Below are 19,973 nucleotides of genomic sequence, written 5' to 3' on the forward strand. Positions count from 1 at the left end.
ACGACTTTAATTGCTCAGAATAGGAGTTTGCGGTCCAGAAACAGAAGTTGAAAGCTGCCACCCGTCTTTGTTGAATGGAGCGGGGCAGCTGTCCTCTGAAATCAGTTGAATTCACCCGTTCAACTACTTCGGCGGATTGATTGGACGACCCCCCTCGAATTTCGCCCAATCTTTGTAACTAAACTGTAACGGCCGCACGCCCAGCGGCTGGATTGGCGAGCTCATTCCGGGCCACAGGCATAGCGGCACGCTGCCCAATGATTCGGACCTAAATTGCCGTCCAGGAGGCTTCGCGTTTTGGGGCCGACGCTGTTGGCTTAAATCCGGTCTTTACAGGCAAAGCCCTTGCCTTCAAGAAGGGCAGCTTCTTCCGCGGTGAATGCCGGAGAGAAGAGCGCCAGCTCCTGGCTCCAGCCTGCAAGCGGCTTGCCCGAATGTCGGCTTCGGAGAAGTACGAAAGGGCCCACGGTTGGCCATAGGCGTGGGTCTGTGAGTGCTGCTTTGGCGTTGTCGCGCTCGCCGCCAAAATCGGACAGTATGTCATCGAGGTAGACCAGGTCCACCAGGGGGCCGTTGAACGTCGCGGCCAGGGCATAGCCTGTGCCGTGGTACTTGTCGGTCAGGGTGTCCGGCACTTTGAAGACTGTGCCCATGGCGTGATGCGTGATGCTAGTTCGTTCATCTGATAAACCGGTATGGGGTGGGCGCCCCTTCAGGGGGCGGGCAACGCCCTATTCGTCGTTGGCGTAGTTGAATCCGTGGCCCGCCAAGTTATCACCTTTGTGAATGACTAACATCATAAAGATAAAGTTGAATAGCATCAGGGAAAACCCTAATATCCTCCCACCTGCCGCAAATTGTGCAGCGGGCATTGCTAACAACGGGAGTCCGTCATGACCAATTTCGTCCACCTCAACTATTCCAAAAAACACCCTGGCGTCACGCGTGTTGAGTCGGCGCTGGCCCTCTTCGCAGGCACCGCCCGCAACCTGGCGGCACGCGTAAAAGCCGGCCTGGATGGCTGGTCATGCAGCCTGGCCGAAGCCCGTGGCGACCAGCGCATTTGGGAAGATTAGCCCGCAGAGCCCTCCCGCGTCGTCAAGCCCGGGCATTCAAGTTTGGCGTAAACAGTCTTGACCTGCCCCTTGATGGACACGCTCGGACGACCGGAGTTGGTCGTGAGGCGCCGGCCATGGCTCAGCCGTTGGCGGGACTGCGTTCGGGCGGGTTTGGAGCTGCATCACTTGGCCAAGGTGTCCACCCAAGTTTCCGCTCGAAGGCGCTGCGAAACGCGGTCTTCACCTGAGGCGGCGCTCTGCGGACGTATCCTTCGGCACGCGCGAGAACGTCAGCTGGGCGCGAACATAAGTACTCAACCGCCGCTTCTGACGACGGTGGGGCACGGGTCTGATGCATTGGCAACTCCGACACCTGGCGAGCTTGTTTGGTTCGCCGCCCCCGGGGTGCACGTGATGCTGGACGGGACCGTGCTTATGAAAGGACGGAGGCGCGGTGCCGAGACCGCCCACGTTAGCGAGGATGATGGCGCCAAGGCATATCTCGGCGATCACGTTGCGCCAAAGGCGTTCCAGGGCCGCTTACGACAAATCGTCCCAGTTGCCGTCCGCAGTCAAGCGGGGCGTGAGCTTCAGTCGGTTGACGGCAGCAATCGACACGCGGGGCGTCACGGGCGGGGCGGCCACTCACATCGTCGCCGAGTGGCAACTTTAAGCCATTGATTTTGAGCCCGTCTCACCAGAGCGCCGAGCCCCGCATATCCATCAACCGCCTGTGCTGACGATTGCGCAACCTTATCCCAACGATCCAAGCGAATACAATAACGCCAAGTCCTGCGCCCACCATGACCCCGGTCAAAAACCAATTGCTCATCGCGCCGGACGTCCACAGTGCCACGGCCCCCAGTGCGGCAGCCAAGACGATAATTCCGGTTACAAGTCTCATCGTTGAACCTGCTTTCTGCATTTCACTGATAAATATGACAATCGGACCTGCTTTGCCGTGCTACAGCACTGTCTGCGGCGGCGCGCCTGGCCAGGACCGCTGTGCTGGGTTTCGTTAGCGGCTCTTGATGCGTCCTTGGGGAACGACAGCATCTGCACTCCGCGGGTCCATCTTTCCCCACCTTGAGTTACCCCCTTGCCTAAATCCACGTCCTGAAGAGACGTGGATTTACGGCACCGATTTGCCAAGAGACTACATCAACTTGCTCGGCAAAAGTTTCCAGACCTCGACTTCTGCATAACCGCAGAGAACTCGTTTTCCCGTGTCACTGAATATGCCGCTGTTGAGCAGAGGCTGTCGTGCTGGTGCGTTTTCTTCCCAGGTTTTGACCAGCACCTCATCGTCGGCCAGGGGGTACCCCGGTACATTGACGGTGACGGTTCCGAAGGGCTCGCCTTCGTCGGTTGCCAGCACAAATTTGCGGGCAGGCCCCACGCTGTAGCGGCATCCGAACAAATTAACATCCCTTCCATTGACTTTAAAGCTAGCGATTGGGTTCATAAAGTCTCCTCCATTTCGAGAAGAATTTCTGAGACTTGGAGTAATCAACGTTTTCCCCGTTTTCTTCGGCTGTGCATAGGCGTAGGGCCCCGACATTCCTCATAGGACATCCCCCCTGATGGAAAGGCCGTTGGTTCTCGACGAGGTCAAGGCGTCGCGACGGCCCGGTCCCGATGAGCCTCCCGCACTTGCGGCGCCTGAGGCCGGTCCACGGCCTGCCGCCAATAAGTGGTCAGCTTCTACCGGAATGGTGCTCAATGACTGCCAGCATGCGCACTTTGCTTCACTCTCCCATTGCCACACGTTCTGCCCGCCGCGCCAGCATGGCCTGGTGAGCGGTCTGGTTGTCGGCCTGGATGGCATCGGCGGCGTTGGCCGGCCGCACCCTGAAGGCCGCGAGCAAGGCGTAAAAATACTGGCGCGACACGCCCACCATCGACGCCAACCGTGACCTGCTGATTGCCCGCATCCCTGATGGCAAGCTGCAGCTCAAGGCGCTGGCCTATGCGTCTGAGGTGCACCAGTACACCCAGGTGCAGCCCAGCGTGCGCGACCTGCAAACCTGGCTGCAGCAAGACGTCATGCTGCACCTGGAGCGCGCACCCTTCAAGATCACCGACGCCCGCCTGGTCGAAGCCGCCGGCAGCTGCAAGGATTGCCCCAAGCGCACCGGCGCCAGCCCCGACCTGTTCGCTGACGTGGACGGTGCAGACATCTGCACAGACACTGGTTGCTACAACAGCAAGGTCGAAGCCCACCGCGCCGTCATCGTCACCTATCGCGTCCCCCGCGGCTGCGCTGGAAAAGGATCGAGCAGTAGACAGAACATGTCAGCCCCCAACTTGGGGAGGGAGGCGCCCTACGTTAAGGGAGGCCGCTTGACGCGAAGTTTTCTCGCGCCTACCGTGAGAGCGTGCGTGGGAAATAATCACACGCACAGGAGGAGCAAGCGAGAAGACGGCAAGTGCGGATCAGGTTTCCCATACGGGATTGACCCAAGTCCGCAAGAATTGATTTCTCTATGTTCCAGGTGTGTTTTCAAGTTTGTTAAGGAAAATCTGCCATGTTCAACCTCAGCAAAATTGCAATGGCTGTGGCCACGGTAGTCGCTGTCGGTTTGGTCGTAACGCCTGTCATGGCGCGTGGTGGTGGCGACGGCGGTGGCGGTGGCGGTGGCGGCTCCGGCGGCGGCAACAACGGGTCGGGCCGGGGCGGCCAGGGTGCCGATGACGCAGCAGGTCATGGCCGCGGTCGTGGTGCCGACGGTCCTGCCGGCCATGTGCGTGGCGCGGATGACGCAGCAGAGGGTCGTGACCGTGGTCGCGGTCGTGGCGCCGATGATCCTGCCGGCCATGTGCGCGGCGCGGATGACATAACGCGTCGATAGTCTGGCGCGCGGTCTGGCAGTCCAACACGGGAATGAGGGTTGATATGAAAAACGTAACTGACGAACTCGTTGCCACCGCCACGGGCCTGGACATGGCCCTGGATTTGCACCGCTGCCTGATGCGGCTGCCGCAAGACCAGCGCGCCGTGCTGCTGCTGGTCAGCCTGGAAGACATGTCGTATGAAGAGGTGGCCAGGATCACAGGCGTTCCGGTAGGCACAGTGATGTTGCGCCTGTCACGGGCGCGTGCCCGCCTGCGTGACCTGGTGGAAGGCAACCCCGACAGAGCGACGGCCTTGCGAACCGTGGGCAGCAAGCCGGTAGCTAGTCACCTTTGTCTGACCCTGCAAAGAGCGGCGGCCCTGCGAACCGTGGGCAGCAAGCCGGTAGCTAGTCACCTTTGTCTGACCCTGCAAGGAGCGGCGGCCCTGCGAACCATGGGCAGCAAGCCGGTTACTATTTTTGAAGCGCTAACCCGAACCAGCTGAGCTAGGGCGTCCGCCAGCCAACCCGGTGTACGGCCGCAGTCGCGTCATGTCGGGCATCGTCCTCCGAATGAAGGTAGATGCTGGTGGTGCTGATGTTGGCGTGGCCGAGGTTGTCGCGGACCACTTTCAGGTCTGCCTTCTCGCTCAGGTGGCTGCCGGCGGTGCGGCGCATCCAATGGGTGGACGCCTGTTCGAGGTGGGCCGCCGCAGCCTCGAACTCGGCGCCTTGGCGCCAGCAGCGCCTCACCCATGAACTGGAACAGCAGCGCGTGGCGGCCACGGCGGCCGAGGAACGTCCTGCGGCCGAAACGAAGCGCATGCTGCTCGATGTGGACCGGGAGCGGGTACCGCCGCCAGCGTGGCGGCCAAAACACCTGCGAAAAAATAACAGAAACAACAGGACATTCACTCACCATGAAAATCGCCATCGACTCTTACTGCTACCACCGTTTCTTTGGCGAATGCTATCCGGGCCTGGAGGAAGACCCGGGACGCAAGATCACCGTCTGGGACTTTCTGGACAAGGCCCAAAACATGGGTGTGGACGGGGTGTCGCTCGAATCCTGCTTCATTCCCTTTGAAGAGCCAGGCCTGGTAGCGCGCCTTCGCGAGGAGTTGGATGCACGCAAGCTCGAGCGGGTCTGGGCCTGGGGTCACCCGAGTGGGCTGGGTTCCGGCACCAATGCGGATGCAGCGCTGGATTTGAAGAGGAATCTGGCGATCGCCCATCAGCTTGGGAGTTCAGTGATGCGCATCTGCGCCGGCGGGCGCCGCACCCGGCCCGCTACGTGGGCCGAGCACAAGCGCGGGCTGCTTCACTTGCTCAAGCCCCTGCTCGAATCGGCCGAGCAATATGGCGTCGTGATGGCGATCGAAAATCACATCGACCTGCTGGCGGATGAAATGCTTGACTTGATGACCACACTGGATTCACCCTGGCTGGGGGTCTGCTTTGATACAGCCAACAACCTTCGCATGTTCGAGCATCCCGTTGCCGTGGCTCAAAAACTGGCTCCCTACATCAAGGCCACGCATATCAAGGATGTGCTTCCTCAGCGCGGCGACCCCAAGCTCTCCAATACATGGCCCAGCGTGCCCTTGGGGCAGGGCCTGGTGGAGATCCCGGAGATTCTTGGCGTGCTTCGTGAAGCGGACTACACGGGTTTGCTTGCGGTGGAAATCGATTACCTGCATCCTTTGTACCGCGAAGGCCAGCAGGACGAAGAACTCGCCTTGATCCGGAGCGTGGCCTATCTCAAGAACGCCGTCGAAGCCGTGTAAGGGGAGTTGGCATGACTGAGGAATTACGCATCGCCGTTGTCGGTGCCGGGGTCATTGGGCGCAACATCCCTGTGCTGGTCGAAAAGCCGGTTTCAGACACGGTTGCCAGCGCCCAGCAGATGGCAGCGGCAGCGCGTAGCCACACCTGTGGTGACAGCAAAGCGTCGCCTTGAGCCTTCTTCTCCTGTGCTGCGAGATCAGCTGCCTTGGCCGCAAGAAAGTCGCGTCATATGACCACGCAGCGAGGCATGCCGCGCACAAGTCCGTTTTTTGCGCAGCCCAAGCGCCCTGCATCACGCAATAGTTCGCCAATGCGAACAGAAGCGGTAGCATGCGGCGCGGCCGCTGAGGTCTGACAATCATGCGCACGGTTCTCTTGGTTTTCTCCACCATAGAAAGCCGGGCTGACCGGCGCATGAGGCCCAGATCACTTTTCTGTAATCCTCGGGACGCAGCTAGCCGCTTGCTTCTGAGCCCCCGAAGCGTCGACATAAGCTTCGTCGCGGTCAATCAAGATTGCGCTCGGTTCCCCGCTCTCATTACATTGCTGAATAGCACCCCCAGGCACCCGGCCAGTAGCACAAGGCCGGCGGCAATCGGCACGGCTGGCGCGATCGCGGCAATGATCGCCGCCAATGCAACGATGCCGCTGATGGCCAGCGCAAACAAGCCGTCGTCGACGAACAGACCCGCTAACGCATTGAAAATATTGATGAGCTTTTTCATGAAATAGCCTGCTTCACTGGAAACCGCACCAGCCGGACTGCGGCGACCGCTACGATGAAGAACAACGCCGCAAATCCGAGTATCGAAAAGTCCGCACCGGGCCAGGGCACGCCCAGACCCTCTCCGGTCCAAAACAGGCCGAATGCGGACAGCATGACGCCGACCGTGAACTTGAGTGTGTTCTCGGGCACGCGCGAAAGCGGGCGATGCACGGCGAAACCGACCGCGGCGACCAGCGCACAGGCCGCCAGCGCGCCGACACTCGCGGGGACAATAAGGCCGCGGCCGGCTCCGACGGCGATGACCACGAACACCACCTCGAGTCCCTCGAGAACCATCGCCTTGTAGCTGGCGAGGCCGGCAAACCAGTCAAGCCGTTTGTTGTGCTGGCGTGCCTGCTCGCGAAGCGCTGCCGTTTCAGTCGCGAACGCCAAGGCTTCATCGCGCAGCGCAATGATTCCCGCGGCGCGCAGGATTGCTTTTCGCAGCCACCGCATGCCGAACAGCAACAACAGAACGCCGATGACGAGCTGGAGTGCGTGCAGTGGGACGCGATCGAGAAGCGGGCCGAGCGCGAGAACGATGAACGCAAGCGAGACCAGCCCGGCGAGAGCGCCAAGGCCTGCCGGCCGCCAGCCGCGCACGGTGGCGACCGAAAGCACTATTGTCAGCGCCTCCACAGCTTCTACCAGCGAACTCAGAAACGCCGCCGAAACGGCGGGTGCTACGGATGCCCATGTCATGGAGTCATTGCCTTTTTGCGAATGAGAAGCGAGCGCGCTGTTTTCCTGGAATCGGGCCGCCAGTAACGGCTCATTTCCAGGTACGTGAAAGAGGCCGTCCAGCTGATCATGACCAACCCGGTCAGAGCCTCCATGCCGGCGACCATGCGAATGTGGCCCAGCGGGAAGACATCTCCGAATCCCAGCGAGGTGTAGGTCTCTGTCGAAAAGTACAGAAAACTGAAGGCAGTGTTTTTGAAATTCCCGCCGATGTAGCCGAGGTCGGCGTAGTGCTGCAGGAAGTAGAGTGCCGCGGCGAAAAGGCCAATCTGCAGGAAGTGGCTCACCATCGCCGCCCCGACTGCCGCCAATACTTTGGCCCGCTTGTTGTGGAGCCTCAGCTGCGGCAGCATCGCATTGCAGCGTTGAAGCGCTTCGTAATGGATGCAGGCGCACAGAGAGATCAGGGTGATGGTTATGGCTGGAATGAAAAGCATGGCGAGCGTCAATGCATCAGATTCTGCACCGTGCCAATGTATAAGGAAAGTGAATTAAAGGCATACAATCAATTCCATATGAGAATGGATGTTGATTTGCGCAGACTTCGACTTTTCGTCGAAGTGGTGAGGCAGGGCGGGTTCTCCCAGGCTGCCAAAGTCGTCTTCGCGACGCAGCCGACGGTCAGCAAGGCGGTGAAGCAGCTGGAGGACGAACTCGGCGTACCGCTACTCAATCGCGTTGGTCATCGCAGCGAGCTCACGGCCGCAGGCAAGATCGTTTACCGCCGCGCCGTCAGCCTGCTTACCGAAGGCGAGGACCTGATTGCAGAACTCGACGAATTGCGGGGCTTGAAGCGCGGTACGCTACACCTCGGGTTCCCTCGAGTCGGCAGCAGCGCTCTGTTCGCTCCGATGTTCGCCTCGTTCCGGCGCCGTTATCCGGGTGTCGATGTCGAGCTGGTCGTGCATGACTGCAAACGCCTGGAGGAGAGCCTGCTTGCCGGCGAGCTCGACCTCGCCGCGCTGGTGCACCCGATAGCGCAGGATTTCGATTGGCAGGACGTGCGCACCGAGCCGCTGGTGGTGCTCCTGCCACGCGATCACGCGCTCGCTGGTCAGGAGACGATCAGACTTTCAAGACTTGCAGAGTTCCCGTTCATCCTGTTCGAGGAGGGCTTCGCACTCAATGAGGTGATCCTCGGCGCCTGCAGGGACAAAGGTATCACACCGAAGATTGCGGCTCGCAGCAGTCAGGTCGATTTCATCTTCGAACTGGTGGCCGCCGGAGTGGGGATCGCCTTCCTGCCGCGCGTGCTTGCCGAACAGCGACCTCATCGTATAGTCCAGCGCGTGCTGCTCGATGAGCCGAAATGCAAATGGCGCATCGCGCTCGCCTGGCGGCGCGGCGGATATCTCTCCCACGCCGCGCGTGCGTGGCTTGCGCATGCGCGCGAGGAACACGCCAAGACGGGGTAGCCGAGCTCTGATCTGAACGCTCAGTGGCTCCACGTTTGCCCTGCTTCCGGACCAAGACATCGACCCTCTCGGCTTATACGGTGGATGTAACGGTCGGTGAGCGTCAGCTTTTGTTGGCGGGTGCTGCGTTCTTTGAAATCATCGCCGCATTGCCGACCAACAAGCTGTAATTTTCAATGTCGGGTATCGGGCAAGCAGTTTCAACTATTGAATGGCTCCTGACAGTCTTGACCTGCCCTTTACCAATGCACGCGTTCGGGTGACCGGAGTTGGCCGACAGCTGAGATCCCCGGAGTCGCAAGAGCAGGGCTCGGGGTGAACCTCCTGGACGTTTACGACTTTGCTGCCGCACGTCGGAAATTCGACGGGCCGCGAAGCCGCATGGATGCGGGGTCTGTGTTTACGACTCTATTTATCCGGAATATCAGCGCGTCAACTGGTGACCTGGTGACGAATGGCTCAGAACGCGCATGGGGATGGGCCTGCGCCTGTGGCTGGTACGACACCTCAATCCCGCTGCCGGGGTGGCGCATTCCAAGCGTGGACTTGCCAAACTCGGCTCCAGAATATGTAAAAAGGTGCTTGCCAAACCAGCCCACAGGAAGATACTTCGCCTGAGATGGTTGAATTTCCTACTCGTATTGAAAGACGTATTGAAAGAGCTTTAGGAAGGACGAGTCATGTCGGAGATTGAAAAAGACCAAGTCGTTGGCGTGCTGAACCGGATACTTGAGGCCGAGCTCGCCGGCGTCGTCCGCTACACCCACTACTCATTGCTGGTATTCGGGTTCGGCCGTATTCCGATTGTCGCCTGGTTGCGCGAACAGGCCACTGAATCGCTGTTGCATGCCCAGCAGGCCGGGGAATGGATCACCACGCTCGGCGCCTATCCGTCGCTTGCGATCGGCAAACTGCTGGACAGCCACACCTTTGATATCGCCGCGATCCTGCGCGAGTCACTGGAAGCCGAGACGGGTGCCTTGAAGCTGTACCGCGAGCTATTGACACTGGTGGAGCATCGCTCCGTCGCGCTGGAAGAATACGCTCGCCAGATGATCCAACTGGAAGAACTGCATGCCGGGGACGTGGACAAGATGCTGCGCAAGCCGGGACATGCCGCGGCGTTCGTCCAGTCCCAAGGTTGATGGGGGCGGGTTGCGGGGTAGAAGGCCTGACCCGGGACCGACAGCCTCACTGCTTCCCAGCCCGCCGGCAGAGCCGGTGATACCGGAACCCTGAACGCCTTGGGATCTGGCCGCCAGCCAGGCCGGTTCATCCGGATTCAGGGACGAGTGCCTCAATGAGCATTGGTTTGAGACGCTGCACCAGGCACGCTCAGCCATCACGGTCTGGCGGCAGGATTACAACGAAGTCAGGCCCCACAGCAGTCTGGGACGTATCCCGCCGGCACAGTTCGCTGAGCAGTATCGCCAGCGCGTTGGCGATACTGCTCAATCCTCATCAATCACTATCGAAATCAATTAACCTTGCAACCTTGGACTTCTCTACTTTCAATTGGTAGGACTACAGGGGGCAGGTCAGTTATGTGCATCGTTCCACCGTATCTTTCATCCTCGATGGAACGGCAGGGTGGCACTCCAAAGCTTGGTCCAGCATTCCATGACGTATGGGGCGTACTGCGCACCGCCGTCATCATCGTTATTGAGTCTTCAGTTTAGTGATTTTGGTGCCTTCCACGGTGAGGTTGGCCATCAATCCCTGGTTGGTCATGACGAAGACGTTCACCGCTTGCGTGGCAGTGTTCAGGTCCACGTCGCCGTTGGCGCCAGCCTTAATGACAGCCACCGACGCATCGACGCCGGCCGTCCACCCCTGGCTGCTGCGGAATTTGTCCAGTGCTTCCTGCGTCATGAACAGGAAGATGATGGCCTTGGATTGCGCGCCAATTTGCAGCCCGAACGAAGCAGTCGCAGTACTGTAGTAGTCGACGGTCTGGCCACCTATGCGCAATGCGCCTTCGCCGTATTCGCCACCGACCACGAAACCGGCCGCCAGCACGGATGGAAAGACCAGCACGCCGCGCGCGTTGTTAACCAGTTCACGCGAACCCGGCATCGTGCTGGAAAGCCTGCTCAGTGTGGAATTCACGCTGGCATCGATTTCTTGTCTCTTGGCGGTCGTATTCGCACCGGACATAGGGGTGGTGGTACAGCCAGAGAGCGCCAGTGCGGTGGCGCATAACAATGCCGCCGATTTAACCAAAAATTTTCTTTTCTGCATTGCGGTCTCCTTCGCGATTGAACATCAAGACCGGCCACGAAGCCCGGCGGACGCTTGCTTGACTTCGAAGCGTGGGCGGCTGCGGCAAAACAGGATTTCTCATCCTGTTTGCAAGCCTGACAAGAACATGATTTATTGTGAGATTTAATCAGGACTTGTCAAGAACTGAATTGGCGTGCGATGCGCATGACGGCGCATCGCAACTCATCCGAGCCGTGTTGCAATCCCTCTTGCATCACGATGGATTTCACAAGCTATCCGGAGAGGTATTGGCCGAGTGCTGCCAGTCACTCATATAACCTGAACGCCGGCTCACGCTGCACTGCTGCCGACCAAGCGGATAAATTGATTATTACCTTCGAATGACCGCTTCTATAAGGACTCTTTTGTCAAGCCGTTTTTGAAGACGGCATCGCGATCGGTGTGACTTCACGGTCCCTTGATAAGCGCACGCAGTGGGCATGAGGCACGCGGTGGCGGGTGGCTGGTCAAGGCTGGCCGAAGGCCACCCGCTTCAGCGCAGCCAGCCCCAGGTGCGCATGTGTACCGTGAAGTGGGTAATGGCATTGATGCTGCGCAGGGCTTCCAGCGGCGCGCCCGCTCGGCGCTCAACGGGATAAAGTCCCGTTGGTTGGCGCAACCTCCTCGGCACAACTGATGGTTACGCACATGGAAAACATGTTTTTCGACACCTCAGTTACGCAACTCCAAATGAACCAAACCGGTACTTCAAGACTCACCGCCTATAAGCCGGGTTCGTGTAAAAACTTATGCGGCAGTGAGTGGTTGGGTTCAGTTCAGAGTTGAAGCCGGACCGAAGAATTCGTAGCGCGTCTGTGCCTCCGGCACACCCAGCGCATGCAGGCTGCGCTTGATCAACGCCATGAAGGGCTTGGGACCGAGAAAATACGCATCCACATCACGCGTTTGCGGCAGCCATTGCGCCAGACGCTCCTGGTTCAGGAAGCCAGTGGCATCTGCCCCGTCACTGCTGCTGCCTTGGTCGTAGCAGTAAAACCGCTTGAGTTGCGGATGATGTGCGGCCAGCGCATCTACGCTGTCACGAAAGGCATGCACCGTCTTGTTGCGCGCGCAGTGGATGAAGTGAATGGGGCGTTGGGTCTTGAGTGCCTCGCTCAACATGGCCAGCGTGGGGGTGATGCCCACACCGCCGCTGATAAGCACCAGTGGCTTGTCACTCTCTTGCAGCGTGAAGGCGCCGGAAGGCGGGAACACGCCCAGCACGTCGTTCTCGCTGACGTTGTCATGCAAATGGTTGGACACCACGCCACCCGACTCACGCTTGACGGAGATGCGCAGATCACAGCCACTGGGAGCTGCAGACAGCGAGTAGTTGCGGCGCACTTCCTCACCGTTGATGTTCAAATGCAGGCCGATGTACTGGCCCGGCTGATGGGCCATGACGGCCCCACCGTCCACGGGGGTGAGGTAGAAGGATGTGATTTCACTGCTCTCAACCACTTTACGTGCGACGCGAAATTCACGCGCACCGCGCCAGCCACCGGAGGCGGCAGCGTTGGCGGCATAGACCTGCTCCTCGGCGGCGATCAGAATGTCGGCCAGCTGCTGGTAGGCCACGCCCCAGGCAGCGATGACTTCGTCCGTGGCAATGTCAGCGCCTAACACTTCGCGGATGGCGCGCAGCAGGCAGGTGCCGACGATGGGGTAGTGCTCAGGCTGGATCTGCAAGGAGACGTGCTTGGCGATAATTTGTGCAGGCAAGTTGCCCATGCCTTCGAGCTTGTCAATGTGACGCGCGTACATCAGCACGCCATTGGCAAGCGCGCGCGGCTGCTCGCCACTGGCCTGGTGCGCCTGGTTGAACAGGGGACGCACTTCAGGGTATTCGGCCAGCATGATGCGGTAGAAATGGGTGGTCAGCGCCTCGCCGCCGCTTTCGAGCAAGGGCACGGTCGATTTCACAATGGTGCGTTGGGAGTCGTTCAGCACAGTTTTCCTTCGATGAATGGATTTAACAAATAAGATTGCCCTCTGTTCTTCGCAATAACTACGCCAACAAATATGTTCTTATAAATCAAGCACTTGCAATAAAAGTGTATTTTTGACTCTCTAAAAATAGATGTCATATTGACTACGATAATGTCAATATGACTTCATCCAAATGGCTTCATGCCCTGGTTCCTCTGGTCGCCGACCTGTCACTGGAATTACCAGAACCCGAGCGCTATCGCCGCCTGCTGGAGGCTTCGCGCGCCCTCTTTCCTTGCGACGCAACCGCCTTGCTGCGTCTGCAGGATGACTGCCTGGTGCCCCTGGCCATTGACGGCCTGAGCCGCGACACGCTGGGCCGGCGCTTTCGCGTTACCGAACACCCCCGCTTTGCCACCCTGCTGAATGCCCCCGAACCCCTGCGCTTCCCTCCCGACAGCACGCTGCCTGACCCGTACGATGGCCTGGTGGACGGCGTGCAAGGCCACCTTCCGGTGCATGACTGCATGGGCTGCGCGCTGCATGTGGAGGGGCAGCCTTGGGGCTTGCTGACGCTGGACTCGCTCGCATCCGGCAGCTTCACCGACGAACATCTGGCGGCTCTGCAAGCCTTTGGCAAACTCGCTGCTGCCACCGTGGCGGCGACTACGCGCATCAACCGCTTGTCACTTCGCGTCGAAGACGAACGCCTCCAGGCCGAACGCTACCGTCGTGCTGCCGGTCAGCCCGGTCGCCAGCTGCTGGGGCACAGTGCGGCCTTCAAACAGCTGCTCAAGGATGTGGACTTGGTGGCTTCCAGCGACCTGACCGTGCTCATCACCGGAGAAACCGGCGTGGGCAAGGAGCTGGTGGCGCAAGCCCTGCATGCCAGCTCAAGCCGATCGGACCGGCCTTTGGTCAGTCTGAACTGCGCCGCCCTGCCAGACACGCTGGTGGAAAGCGAGCTGTTTGGTCATGTGCGAGGTGCATTCACTGGTGCGGTGTCCGAGCGCCAAGGCAAGTTTGAACTGGCCGATGGCGGAACGCTGTTTCTGGACGAGGTGGGGGAGCTGCCACTGTCCGTACAGGCCAAGCTGCTGCGCGTGCTGCAAAGCGGGCAATTGCAACGCCTGGGCTCGGACCGGGAGCACCATGCCGATGTTCGCTTGATTGTCGCCACCAACCGCGACCTGGCTGCAGAAGTGCGCGCAGGCCGCTTGCGGGCCGACATCTACCACCGGCTCAGCGTCTACCCCTTGCGGGTGCCGCCCCTGCGGGAACGTGGACGCGATGCACTCTTGCTCAGTGGATTTTTTCTGGAAGAAAATCGGTCGCGTTTGGGACTAGGCAGCCTGCGGCTGGACCACGATGCCCAAGCCGCTTTGCTGGCCTACGACTGGCCCGGGAATGTGCGTGAGCTAGAACACCTGATTAGCCGCAGTGTGCTCAAGGCGCTGGGCCGGCAATGCCCGCGACCGCGCATTGTGACGCTGACCGCTGCAGATCTGAGCCTGCCGTCATCGGCACAGCCGCCTTCTTCCACAGACAAAAATGCATCTACCCCGCCAGTGCAGCCTGCTGACGATGCCGCGCTGACCACCGCAGGTTTACGCCCCGCGGTAGAGGCCTTTGAACGCCGATTGATCCAGCAGTGCCTGGAGCGCCACCAACACAACTGGGCGGCAGCGGCGAGAGAGTTGCAGATGGACAGGGCCAATCTGGTGCGCCTTGCGCGGCGACTCAACTTGGCGGATACAGCACAGGGTGACAGATGACTTCTTTACGGCAGTTTGCCAACTACCGATTGAAGTCCCCTTTGGGCACGAAGCTGGCCGCCACGAGAGACGGCTGACGGGTAACCCAACTCATGCAATTGGATTGCCTGGACCATGGAGTCACCGGCCCTGCGGCCAGGCGTACACTCCTGCTTCCTACCGGTGCCGAACGCCACTGTGGGCCCATGGACTTACTCGCATGCAAGCCTCTCGGGTTGGCGATACGTGTCGGGAAGAGGAATCGACAAATTCCACGCCACCACCTCTGAAGGTCGCCACCATGTCAACCCGTCGCCATGTCATGCGCATCGAACCCCTCAGCGCGGGAGCGTTTCGCCGCTACGGCGATGTGATTGAGGCCAGCGATTCGGCCGAGCAGTTCACGGTCAACCAGGGCGGCGCGACGCGGTATCACGATCTGGCCACGGTGGACGTGGCTGCCGAGCATGGCCATCCGGTCATCAGCATTTTCCGCGCGCAGCCATGCAACTTGCCCCTGCGTCTGCAGCTGCTCGAGCGCCACCCGATCGGCAGCCAGGCGTTCATTCCGATGGGAAACCACCCCTATCTGGTGGTCGTGGCCGCGGCCGACACGCCGCTGGGCGCACAGCACATCCACTGCTTTCGGGCGTCGCCTGGCCAAGGCGTCAATTTCGCACGCGGGACATGGCATCACCCGGTGCTGCCCCTGCACTCGGTCTGCGATTTTCTCGTGATCGACCGGGGCGGGCCGGCGAAGCTTCCCAATTGCGAGGAATTCGCGCTGGATGACTTGGAGCTGTGGATCGAAGCATGAGCGGAACACCAGCGCACCAAGGGTTCCCCTGGGGAACGCGTGGCACGCGCGATCAGAGGTACAAGCCGTCGCACAAGCCCAACGCGGCCAATGCCTCGTCCACTCAGGACTGGCTCGAGGTCATACCGACGAACCCGACCAGGCCGCCCACGCTTCGGCGATCAGTTCAGCCGAGCGCCTTGCGTAGCGTGGCGAGTAGTGAAATGGCACGATGGCCCTGGCGCCGACACGGCGCGCGATGTCGCCGGCCTGGCGGGCCGTCAGGTGATTCTTGCGTGCCGCATGCGCCTGGTCCTCCTCCAGGAACACGCTTTCGATGAAGAGCAGGTCCACATCTGCAAGCAGGTGCGTGAGCGTCTCGATGTTGGCGTCGGTGTATCGGAGGTCAGTGACATAGCCAATGCGTCGGCCCGCAACGACATCGAGTATCAAGTGGCGCAGCTCGGCGATCTGGCGCTCCATGGCGTGCTCGCCTTGTCGATCACGCCACTGCACCTGAATCGGCGTGTCGCCCGGTGCGCCCGTCAGCACCGCATGCTTGAGTTCGCGCAACCATGGTCCCGTCGTCACGCCGAGCGCCGCCAGGCGATCCGTTGCCACCCTGACCTGGGCTTTCTCCTCGATCACATACGCCAGGCAGGGGATACCGTGATCGACGAAGCGGCCGCGAACACGAAAGGTCGCTTCCTCGTGCAGCACGTCGTCCGGCAGTTCGAAGCAGGCGCCAGCGTCGCGCGCAAACCCGGTCCGACTCGAAAAGCGGGACCACCGCCCCCGCCGGTCCAGCCCGATTTCGCAGACATCGATCACCAGCTCAACCTCGTAGCGGTGCACGACGTTCCAGGTGTAGGCCCGCAGCTTGTGTTCGACCTGCGCCACGAAGTCGGGCCCGCCAAACAGCACAAGGCTCGCCTTGCGGCCCAGTACGACGCGCAGCAGGTGATCAAAGCCCGAAAAGTGGTCCATGTGCGCGTGGGTGACAAACACATGCGACAGCCGCAACAGCTGGCGCGGCGGCAGCACGGAGAGGTCGCCGAGATCGAACAACAGCGAGCGCCGTTCGTCACGGAACTCGACATACAGAGCCGGGTCGCCGAATGGGTCGTTGACAAGGCGGGGTTCGAACAGGGAAGGCATGGAAGTTCAACGTGCGGTTCGCGGCCGTGTGGCATCGGCGTTCCATGATTGTCGCTCCAGGCGGGTATCGGCGGCGACATCCGCGCAACCTCTATGCGCCTTGGCAGGGTATTTGGGCATTTTTCCTATGGCCGTTGCAGGCGGATGCCCTTTCGGTCCAGCTGGGCGGCGACTTCCGTGAGCGTTTCATCATCGCCAAAGTCGGCACTGAACTGCACAGCAAGATAGTCGAGCAGTTGCAGCGCCGGCAGGTAGCGCGCATTTGTTCATGTGCTTGTCGAGGAAGGCAAGCACCTTGTCGAGGTGGCGACCCAACCCCTGAAACACCGAAGCTGGAACGGCCCAGGAGCGACGATCGCCAGGCGGGTAATGGTTTGGGGACCCCTGAATTTCTCCAAAATTCACCGTTGAAGAGTTTTTCAACAGAATAGGCCAATTGCAGACTGTCGCCAGTGTCTGCTTTCGGCGCGCCTCGCCAAGACAGTGCGCGGCCAGGCATCACCTTCAGCGCGGTGCTGGAGGCGGCTTCCGCCTGAGGCTTTGAAGCAAGCGGGCGCCGGCGTCGAAGCCGCGGCAAACCCCGGAGGCAATCACGCCGGTGACGGCAAGCATCGCCGCTGTGTGAACGCCCACGGCCGCGAGCGCCAGCGTCAGCGAGCCGGATGCGGTGATCTCGCGGGCCGGCGCGTCTCCCATGCAAAGCGGGATCAGCGCCGGCACCAGCATCAAGCCGGCACCGTGCGCGGTGGACATCATGAAGGACCAGAGCGCCAGCCCGGCGTGCCCTGCCGGCGCGCGCGCCACCTCGGGTGTGCGGCCCGACAGGTGAACCACTGCGAAGGCGGCAAGCAGGCCGCCCGTCAGGACTTGCAGCACGACGCGATCCATAGCCAGGCCGAATACCACCGCGCCGGCCACCAGCACCACCGATGCGGCGTGCCCGGCCGCGATCGGCACCAGGGCCCGCAGTGCCTGCGCCCGGTCGCGCGAACGCACGCCCCAGGCAGCGGCCAGCATCCAGCCGGTGGCAGGGTTCAGCCCATGAAGGGCGCCTACCCCTGCGACCGCCAGCCAGGGCCAGAGGCTTGCCACGCCGAGTGCTCCGGCTCAGGCCGCCTGGGCAGCCGTGTGGCAGCACGAACCGGCCGCAGGCGCCGGCTCGTAGCGGTCGTGGTGGCGCACCCAGTCCATCTTGTAGAACCCGTCGTGCTCGTCGCGGCCCTTGGGGGTGAGATCGAGCATGTTGTACGTGCCCATCATCACCTCCACACCGCGCCCGTAGGTCGAGTAGGTGTGGAAGACCTGGCCCGTGTCGTCCTTGTAGAACACGCTCACGCCAGGTGCCTCCTCGCTCGGGAAGGGCTGCTTTACGTAGTTGTAGGGGACTTCGCCGCTGGCCATCTCTTCCGGCGTGAAGCTGACGCCGAAGTCGTGGTTGAAGTCGCTGCCATTCGAGGAAACCCACTTGAACTGCCATCCCATGCGCTGGCGGAAGCGCTCGATCTCGGGCAGCGTGGCGCGTGAGATGGCCACAAATGTGACGTCGCGGTGTTCAAGGTGAATCTTCATGCCGTCGGTGTGGTCGGCCATGAAGGAGCAACTCGGGCAACCCTGCTCCCACCCGGGGCCGAACATGAAGTGCTGCACCAGCAGCTGGCGCCGTCCTTCGAAGAGGTCGGCGAGCGCGCGTTTGCCTTCGGGCGCATCGAAGACGTAGTTTTTCTCGATGCGAACCCAGGGCAGGGCGCGGCGTTCGCTGGCGATCTGGTCGCGCAGGCGCGTCAGTTCCTTCTCTTGCGCCAGCAGCGTCTTGCGCTCGGCCAGCCATCGCTCCCCAGACACGACGGGATGGTTCACGGTGTTCATTTCGGCAGTTGATGTGCTCATGGTGTGCTCCTTGGCTCGATGAGCCGTTTGCGTTTAGTCAATGCGCTGCCCGACCCGTGCTGGCAGCGGGTGCGCTCGTCTTCGGTTGGTTGACCGAAGTGGGTTGTCAGCGGGAAGGTGTCTACGCCTTGCGCGCTGAGTTCGATGCGGCTTTCGGACGCCGCACGGCGCGGACTTTTCCGCTCTTTCCGCCGCCGCAATAAAAAAGGTCCGCGCCGTCAGACTCCATGCCGCTGACGCCGACGCCGTGCGGCATCTCCAGCCGCTCGATCACGGCGCCGCTCTTGGGGTCGATACGGCGGATCTCGCTTTCGTCGCCCTCCCAGGTGCCGTGCCACAGCTCGCCGTCCACCCAGGTCACGCCGGTGACGAAGCGGTTGGATTCAATCGTGCGCTGGATGGCACCTGTCTTCGGGTCGACCTGGTGGATCTTGCGATCGCGGTACTGGCCCACCCACAGGCTGCCCTCCGCCCAGGTCAGGCCCGAGTCGCTTCCGCTGCCGGGCGCCGGGATCGACGCCACCACGTCGCCGGTGGCGGGATCGATCTTGTCGATGCGTGCCTCGGCGATCTGGTAGAGGTAGGTGCCGTCGAAGGCAGTGCCGGCGTCGCAGGCGCAGTCCAGCGTGCGCGTGGGCTCGCCGCTTGCGGGGTCGAAGGCGACCAGCCTGGCCCCGGTGGCGGCCCAGACGCGCTGGCCGTCGTGGGTGACGCCGGCAATGTCATTGACGCCGGGGAAGGGGCCGTACTCGCGCACGATCTCGGCGGGGCGCGCCTTGGCCCCGGGTCTTTCCTTGATTGTCTTGCTGGTCATCGCTGCTCCTTGTTGCGCACCGTGAATCGGCGCCTTGGAGACAACTCTATCCAATCGGCAGCGCAGCGGGGAGTAACAAGATCGTCGTGAATCCCGCCAGCGGTGGCGCCAGCCAGCGCTGCGCCCGCGCCCGCCCGATGGAGCGCACCCGCCCGTCGACCTCGAGTTCGGCGAGCGCCCGCTGGACGGTGCGCTGGCTCGCCCCCAGGGCCAGCGCCAGGGCGGAGGTCGACCAGGCCGCGCCGTCGGAGAGCAGCGCCACCAGCGATGCCTGGTCGCCGTCGATGGGCGGCGCCAGCACGGCGACGTCGCGCTCGCCGATCGGCTTGAGGATGAAGCCCCGCTCGGTCGCCTCGATGGTCGCCAGCGTTTTGACGAGGGCGCGCAGACGGCCGATCTCGACCCTGAGGCGCGCCCGATGCGTCTCGTCGGGACGCCGGGTGCGGAACACGCACGCGATCAAGGCCTCCCGATCGGCAGCGCCAGGCCATGCCTCGGCGAGCGCACGGGCCAATGCGAACAGCACTGGCCGGCGCGCCAGCGGCCGCCACGCAGCGCCGGCGCCAAGCCCGCGGCGGCAGGCATCGATCACCAGCGCGTCCGAGGCCAGGAGCGCTGAAACCTCGTCGAGGCGCAGCGCCTGCTCGCCATCGGCGGCAAGCGCCGGGCGGCGGGGCGATCGAGTGCGGCCCGCGCCTCCGCCACCTCGGCCAGGAGCGCCGGTACCTGCGCGCGATCGGCCGCAGCGTGCGCACGTGCGAGCGCCATCCG

Annotated in this window: 24 protein-coding genes and 2 pseudogenes; 11 read left to right on the forward strand and 15 right to left on the reverse strand. The window is 61.7% G+C overall.

Annotated features, from left to right (window positions below):
- Positions 1-317: 317 nt before the first annotated feature.
- Positions 318-653, reverse strand: a complete 336-nt coding sequence (locus PJE01S_RS23055) for a hypothetical protein (protein ID WP_068836061.1) — start codon at positions 651-653, stop codon at positions 318-320.
- 240 nt (positions 654-893) lie between these two features.
- Here PJE01S_RS23055 and PJE01S_RS23060 point away from each other — a divergent pair, with 240 nt between their 5' ends.
- Positions 894-1,076 (forward strand): hypothetical protein, encoded by a 183-nt coding sequence (locus PJE01S_RS23060; protein ID WP_068836062.1) that lies wholly within the window; start codon positions 894-896, stop codon positions 1,074-1,076.
- A gap of 1,138 nt (positions 1,077-2,214) precedes the next feature.
- Here PJE01S_RS23060 and PJE01S_RS23075 read toward each other — a convergent pair.
- Positions 2,215-2,523 (reverse strand): hypothetical protein, encoded by a 309-nt coding sequence (locus PJE01S_RS23075; RefSeq protein WP_157090451.1) that lies wholly within the window; start codon positions 2,521-2,523, stop codon positions 2,215-2,217.
- Positions 2,524-2,806: 283 nt separating this feature from the next.
- On the reverse strand, positions 2,807-2,968 hold the full coding sequence (locus PJE01S_RS25420; protein WP_157090452.1) for a hypothetical protein: 162 nt from the start codon (positions 2,966-2,968) through the stop codon (positions 2,807-2,809).
- 618 nt (positions 2,969-3,586) lie between these two features.
- On the opposite strand from PJE01S_RS25420, the gene PJE01S_RS25425 reads away from it, so the two are divergent.
- Together PJE01S_RS25425 and PJE01S_RS26355 are read left to right on the forward strand one after the other, a co-directional pair.
- Entirely contained in the window at positions 3,587-3,910 is a 324-nt protein-coding gene (locus tag PJE01S_RS25425) for a hypothetical protein (protein ID WP_157090453.1), read from the forward strand.
- A 44-nt stretch (positions 3,911-3,954) separates the two neighbouring features.
- Complete coding sequence (locus PJE01S_RS26355) at positions 3,955-4,398, forward strand: sigma factor-like helix-turn-helix DNA-binding protein (protein WP_068836067.1); 444 nt, start codon at positions 3,955-3,957, stop codon at positions 4,396-4,398.
- Position 4,399: 1 nt separating this feature from the next.
- Here PJE01S_RS26355 and PJE01S_RS23090 read toward each other — a convergent pair whose 3' ends face one another.
- Positions 4,400-4,717, reverse strand: coding sequence for a tyrosine-type recombinase/integrase (locus PJE01S_RS23090; RefSeq protein WP_068836068.1), 318 nt, complete (start codon positions 4,715-4,717; stop codon positions 4,400-4,402).
- A gap of 95 nt (positions 4,718-4,812) precedes the next feature.
- Between PJE01S_RS23090 and PJE01S_RS23095 the strand changes: the two genes are divergently transcribed.
- Both PJE01S_RS23095 and PJE01S_RS25430 read left to right on the forward strand, forming a co-directional pair.
- On the forward strand, positions 4,813-5,679 hold the full coding sequence (locus PJE01S_RS23095) for a sugar phosphate isomerase/epimerase family protein (protein WP_068836069.1): 867 nt from the start codon (positions 4,813-4,815) through the stop codon (positions 5,677-5,679).
- Between the two features lie 11 nt (positions 5,680-5,690).
- Positions 5,691-5,852, forward strand: coding sequence for a hypothetical protein (locus tag PJE01S_RS25430; protein ID WP_157090455.1), 162 nt, complete (start codon positions 5,691-5,693; stop codon positions 5,850-5,852).
- Positions 5,853-6,189: 337 nt separating this feature from the next.
- On the opposite strand, the gene PJE01S_RS23100 is transcribed toward PJE01S_RS25430, so the two are convergent.
- Genes PJE01S_RS23100 through PJE01S_RS23110 form a run of 3 tightly spaced genes read right to left on the reverse strand, consistent with a single transcriptional unit; the run spans position 6,190 to position 7,636 of the window.
- Positions 6,190-6,405: a hypothetical protein gene (locus tag PJE01S_RS23100; RefSeq protein WP_068836070.1), complete on the reverse strand. Its 216-nt coding sequence runs from the start codon at positions 6,403-6,405 to the stop codon at positions 6,190-6,192.
- The gene (locus PJE01S_RS23105) at positions 6,402-7,148 is read right to left on the reverse strand and encodes a COG4280 domain-containing protein (protein ID WP_068836071.1); all 747 of its coding nucleotides are present in this window, start codon (positions 7,146-7,148) and stop codon (positions 6,402-6,404) included. The genes PJE01S_RS23100 and PJE01S_RS23105 overlap by 4 nt, the downstream gene beginning before the upstream one ends.
- A complete protein-coding gene (locus tag PJE01S_RS23110; protein WP_157090456.1) occupies positions 7,145-7,636 on the reverse strand; it encodes a potassium channel family protein in 492 nt (163 codons plus the stop codon). The genes PJE01S_RS23105 and PJE01S_RS23110 overlap by 4 nt, the downstream gene beginning before the upstream one ends.
- 72 nt (positions 7,637-7,708) lie before the next feature.
- On the opposite strand from PJE01S_RS23110, the gene PJE01S_RS23115 reads away from it, so the two are divergent.
- The 4 genes and pseudogenes from PJE01S_RS23115 to PJE01S_RS24865 all read left to right on the forward strand — a co-directional run.
- Entirely contained in the window at positions 7,709-8,602 is an 894-nt protein-coding gene (locus tag PJE01S_RS23115; RefSeq protein ID WP_068836082.1) for a LysR family transcriptional regulator, read from the forward strand.
- Between the two features lie 23 nt (positions 8,603-8,625).
- A complete protein-coding gene (locus PJE01S_RS25805; protein ID WP_218017557.1) occupies positions 8,626-8,772 on the forward strand; it encodes a hypothetical protein in 147 nt (48 codons plus the stop codon).
- 510 nt (positions 8,773-9,282) lie between these two features.
- Positions 9,283-9,747 carry a ferritin-like domain-containing protein gene (locus PJE01S_RS23120; RefSeq protein WP_068836073.1) on the forward strand — a complete coding sequence of 155 codons (465 nt, stop codon included), beginning with the start codon at positions 9,283-9,285 and terminating at the stop codon, positions 9,745-9,747.
- A gap of 133 nt (positions 9,748-9,880) precedes the next feature.
- Positions 9,881-10,087: pseudogene (locus PJE01S_RS24865) on the forward strand (integrase core domain-containing protein); the annotation flags it as partial.
- 174 nt (positions 10,088-10,261) lie between these two features.
- Here the strand turns inward: PJE01S_RS24865 and PJE01S_RS23125 are convergent.
- From PJE01S_RS23125 to hmpA, 3 genes are all read right to left on the reverse strand, one after another.
- Positions 10,262-10,843 carry a BPSL1445 family SYLF domain-containing lipoprotein gene (locus PJE01S_RS23125; protein WP_068836074.1) on the reverse strand — a complete coding sequence of 194 codons (582 nt, stop codon included), beginning with the start codon at positions 10,841-10,843 and terminating at the stop codon, positions 10,262-10,264.
- Positions 10,844-11,357: 514 nt separating this feature from the next.
- A complete protein-coding gene (locus PJE01S_RS26230; RefSeq protein WP_281178642.1) occupies positions 11,358-11,483 on the reverse strand; it encodes a hypothetical protein in 126 nt (41 codons plus the stop codon).
- A gap of 152 nt (positions 11,484-11,635) precedes the next feature.
- The gene (hmpA, locus tag PJE01S_RS23130) at positions 11,636-12,814 is read right to left on the reverse strand and encodes an NO-inducible flavohemoprotein (RefSeq protein ID WP_068836075.1); all 1,179 of its coding nucleotides are present in this window, start codon (positions 12,812-12,814) and stop codon (positions 11,636-11,638) included.
- A gap of 158 nt (positions 12,815-12,972) precedes the next feature.
- Here hmpA and norR point away from each other — a divergent pair, with 158 nt between their 5' ends.
- Together norR and PJE01S_RS23140 are read left to right on the forward strand one after the other, a co-directional pair.
- Complete coding sequence (gene norR, locus PJE01S_RS23135; protein WP_068836076.1) at positions 12,973-14,568, forward strand: nitric oxide reductase transcriptional regulator NorR; 1,596 nt, start codon at positions 12,973-12,975, stop codon at positions 14,566-14,568.
- Positions 14,569-14,848: 280 nt separating this feature from the next.
- On the forward strand, positions 14,849-15,364 hold the full coding sequence (locus PJE01S_RS23140; protein ID WP_068836077.1) for an ureidoglycolate lyase: 516 nt from the start codon (positions 14,849-14,851) through the stop codon (positions 15,362-15,364).
- A 120-nt stretch (positions 15,365-15,484) separates the two neighbouring features.
- Here the strand turns inward: PJE01S_RS23140 and PJE01S_RS23145 are convergent, their stop codons facing one another.
- From PJE01S_RS23145 to PJE01S_RS23165, 5 genes and pseudogenes are all read right to left on the reverse strand, one after another.
- Positions 15,485-16,501 (reverse strand): ribonuclease Z, encoded by a 1,017-nt coding sequence (locus PJE01S_RS23145; RefSeq protein ID WP_068836078.1) that lies wholly within the window; start codon positions 16,499-16,501, stop codon positions 15,485-15,487.
- A 504-nt stretch (positions 16,502-17,005) separates the two neighbouring features.
- The gene (locus PJE01S_RS23150) at positions 17,006-17,593 is read right to left on the reverse strand and encodes a hypothetical protein (RefSeq protein WP_068836079.1); all 588 of its coding nucleotides are present in this window, start codon (positions 17,591-17,593) and stop codon (positions 17,006-17,008) included.
- A 15-nt stretch (positions 17,594-17,608) separates the two neighbouring features.
- On the reverse strand, positions 17,609-18,388 hold the full coding sequence (locus PJE01S_RS23155; protein WP_068836080.1) for a DUF899 domain-containing protein: 780 nt from the start codon (positions 18,386-18,388) through the stop codon (positions 17,609-17,611).
- Between the two features lie 121 nt (positions 18,389-18,509).
- Positions 18,510-19,202: a Vgb family protein gene (locus tag PJE01S_RS23160; protein ID WP_068836081.1), complete on the reverse strand. Its 693-nt coding sequence runs from the start codon at positions 19,200-19,202 to the stop codon at positions 18,510-18,512.
- 46 nt (positions 19,203-19,248) lie between these two features.
- Positions 19,249-19,973 (reverse strand): annotated as a pseudogene (locus PJE01S_RS23165) (helix-turn-helix domain-containing protein); the annotation flags it as partial.

It is taken from the genome of Polaromonas jejuensis NBRC 106434, assembly GCF_001598235.1.
Taxonomy (GTDB): Bacteria; Pseudomonadota; Gammaproteobacteria; order Burkholderiales; family Burkholderiaceae_C; genus Polaromonas; species Polaromonas jejuensis.

Bases quoted from the DNA above. Each gene is read 5' to 3' on its own strand.
- PJE01S_RS23115 (WP_068836082.1), top strand. From the start codon at position 7,709: ATGGATGTTGATTTGCGCAGACTTCGACTTTTCGTCGAAGTGGTGAGG.
- PJE01S_RS23140 (WP_068836077.1), top strand. From the start codon at position 14,849: ATGTCAACCCGTCGCCATGTCATGCGCATCGAACCCCTCAGCGCGGGA.
- PJE01S_RS23160 (WP_068836081.1), bottom strand. From the start codon at position 19,202: ATGACCAGCAAGACAATCAAGGAAAGACCCGGGGCCAAGGCGCGCCCC.
- PJE01S_RS23090 (WP_068836068.1), bottom strand. From the start codon at position 4,717: ATGCGCTTCGTTTCGGCCGCAGGACGTTCCTCGGCCGCCGTGGCCGCC.
- PJE01S_RS23055 (WP_068836061.1), bottom strand. From the start codon at position 653: ATGGGCACAGTCTTCAAAGTGCCGGACACCCTGACCGACAAGTACCAC.
- PJE01S_RS23145 (WP_068836078.1), bottom strand. From the start codon at position 16,501: ATGCCTTCCCTGTTCGAACCCCGCCTTGTCAACGACCCATTCGGCGAC.
- PJE01S_RS25425 (WP_157090453.1), top strand. From the start codon at position 3,587: ATGTTCAACCTCAGCAAAATTGCAATGGCTGTGGCCACGGTAGTCGCT.
- PJE01S_RS26355 (WP_068836067.1), top strand. From the start codon at position 3,955: ATGAAAAACGTAACTGACGAACTCGTTGCCACCGCCACGGGCCTGGAC.
- PJE01S_RS23120 (WP_068836073.1), top strand. From the start codon at position 9,283: ATGTCGGAGATTGAAAAAGACCAAGTCGTTGGCGTGCTGAACCGGATA.
- PJE01S_RS23125 (WP_068836074.1), bottom strand. From the start codon at position 10,843: ATGCAGAAAAGAAAATTTTTGGTTAAATCGGCGGCATTGTTATGCGCC.
- PJE01S_RS23075 (WP_157090451.1), bottom strand. From the start codon at position 2,523: ATGAACCCAATCGCTAGCTTTAAAGTCAATGGAAGGGATGTTAATTTG.
- norR (WP_068836076.1), top strand. From the start codon at position 12,973: ATGACTTCATCCAAATGGCTTCATGCCCTGGTTCCTCTGGTCGCCGAC.
- PJE01S_RS23100 (WP_068836070.1), bottom strand. From the start codon at position 6,405: ATGAAAAAGCTCATCAATATTTTCAATGCGTTAGCGGGTCTGTTCGTC.
- PJE01S_RS23155 (WP_068836080.1), bottom strand. From the start codon at position 18,388: ATGAGCACATCAACTGCCGAAATGAACACCGTGAACCATCCCGTCGTG.
- PJE01S_RS23060 (WP_068836062.1), top strand. From the start codon at position 894: ATGACCAATTTCGTCCACCTCAACTATTCCAAAAAACACCCTGGCGTC.
- PJE01S_RS25430 (WP_157090455.1), top strand. From the start codon at position 5,691: ATGACTGAGGAATTACGCATCGCCGTTGTCGGTGCCGGGGTCATTGGG.
- PJE01S_RS23095 (WP_068836069.1), top strand. From the start codon at position 4,813: ATGAAAATCGCCATCGACTCTTACTGCTACCACCGTTTCTTTGGCGAA.
- PJE01S_RS23105 (WP_068836071.1), bottom strand. From the start codon at position 7,148: ATGACATGGGCATCCGTAGCACCCGCCGTTTCGGCGGCGTTTCTGAGT.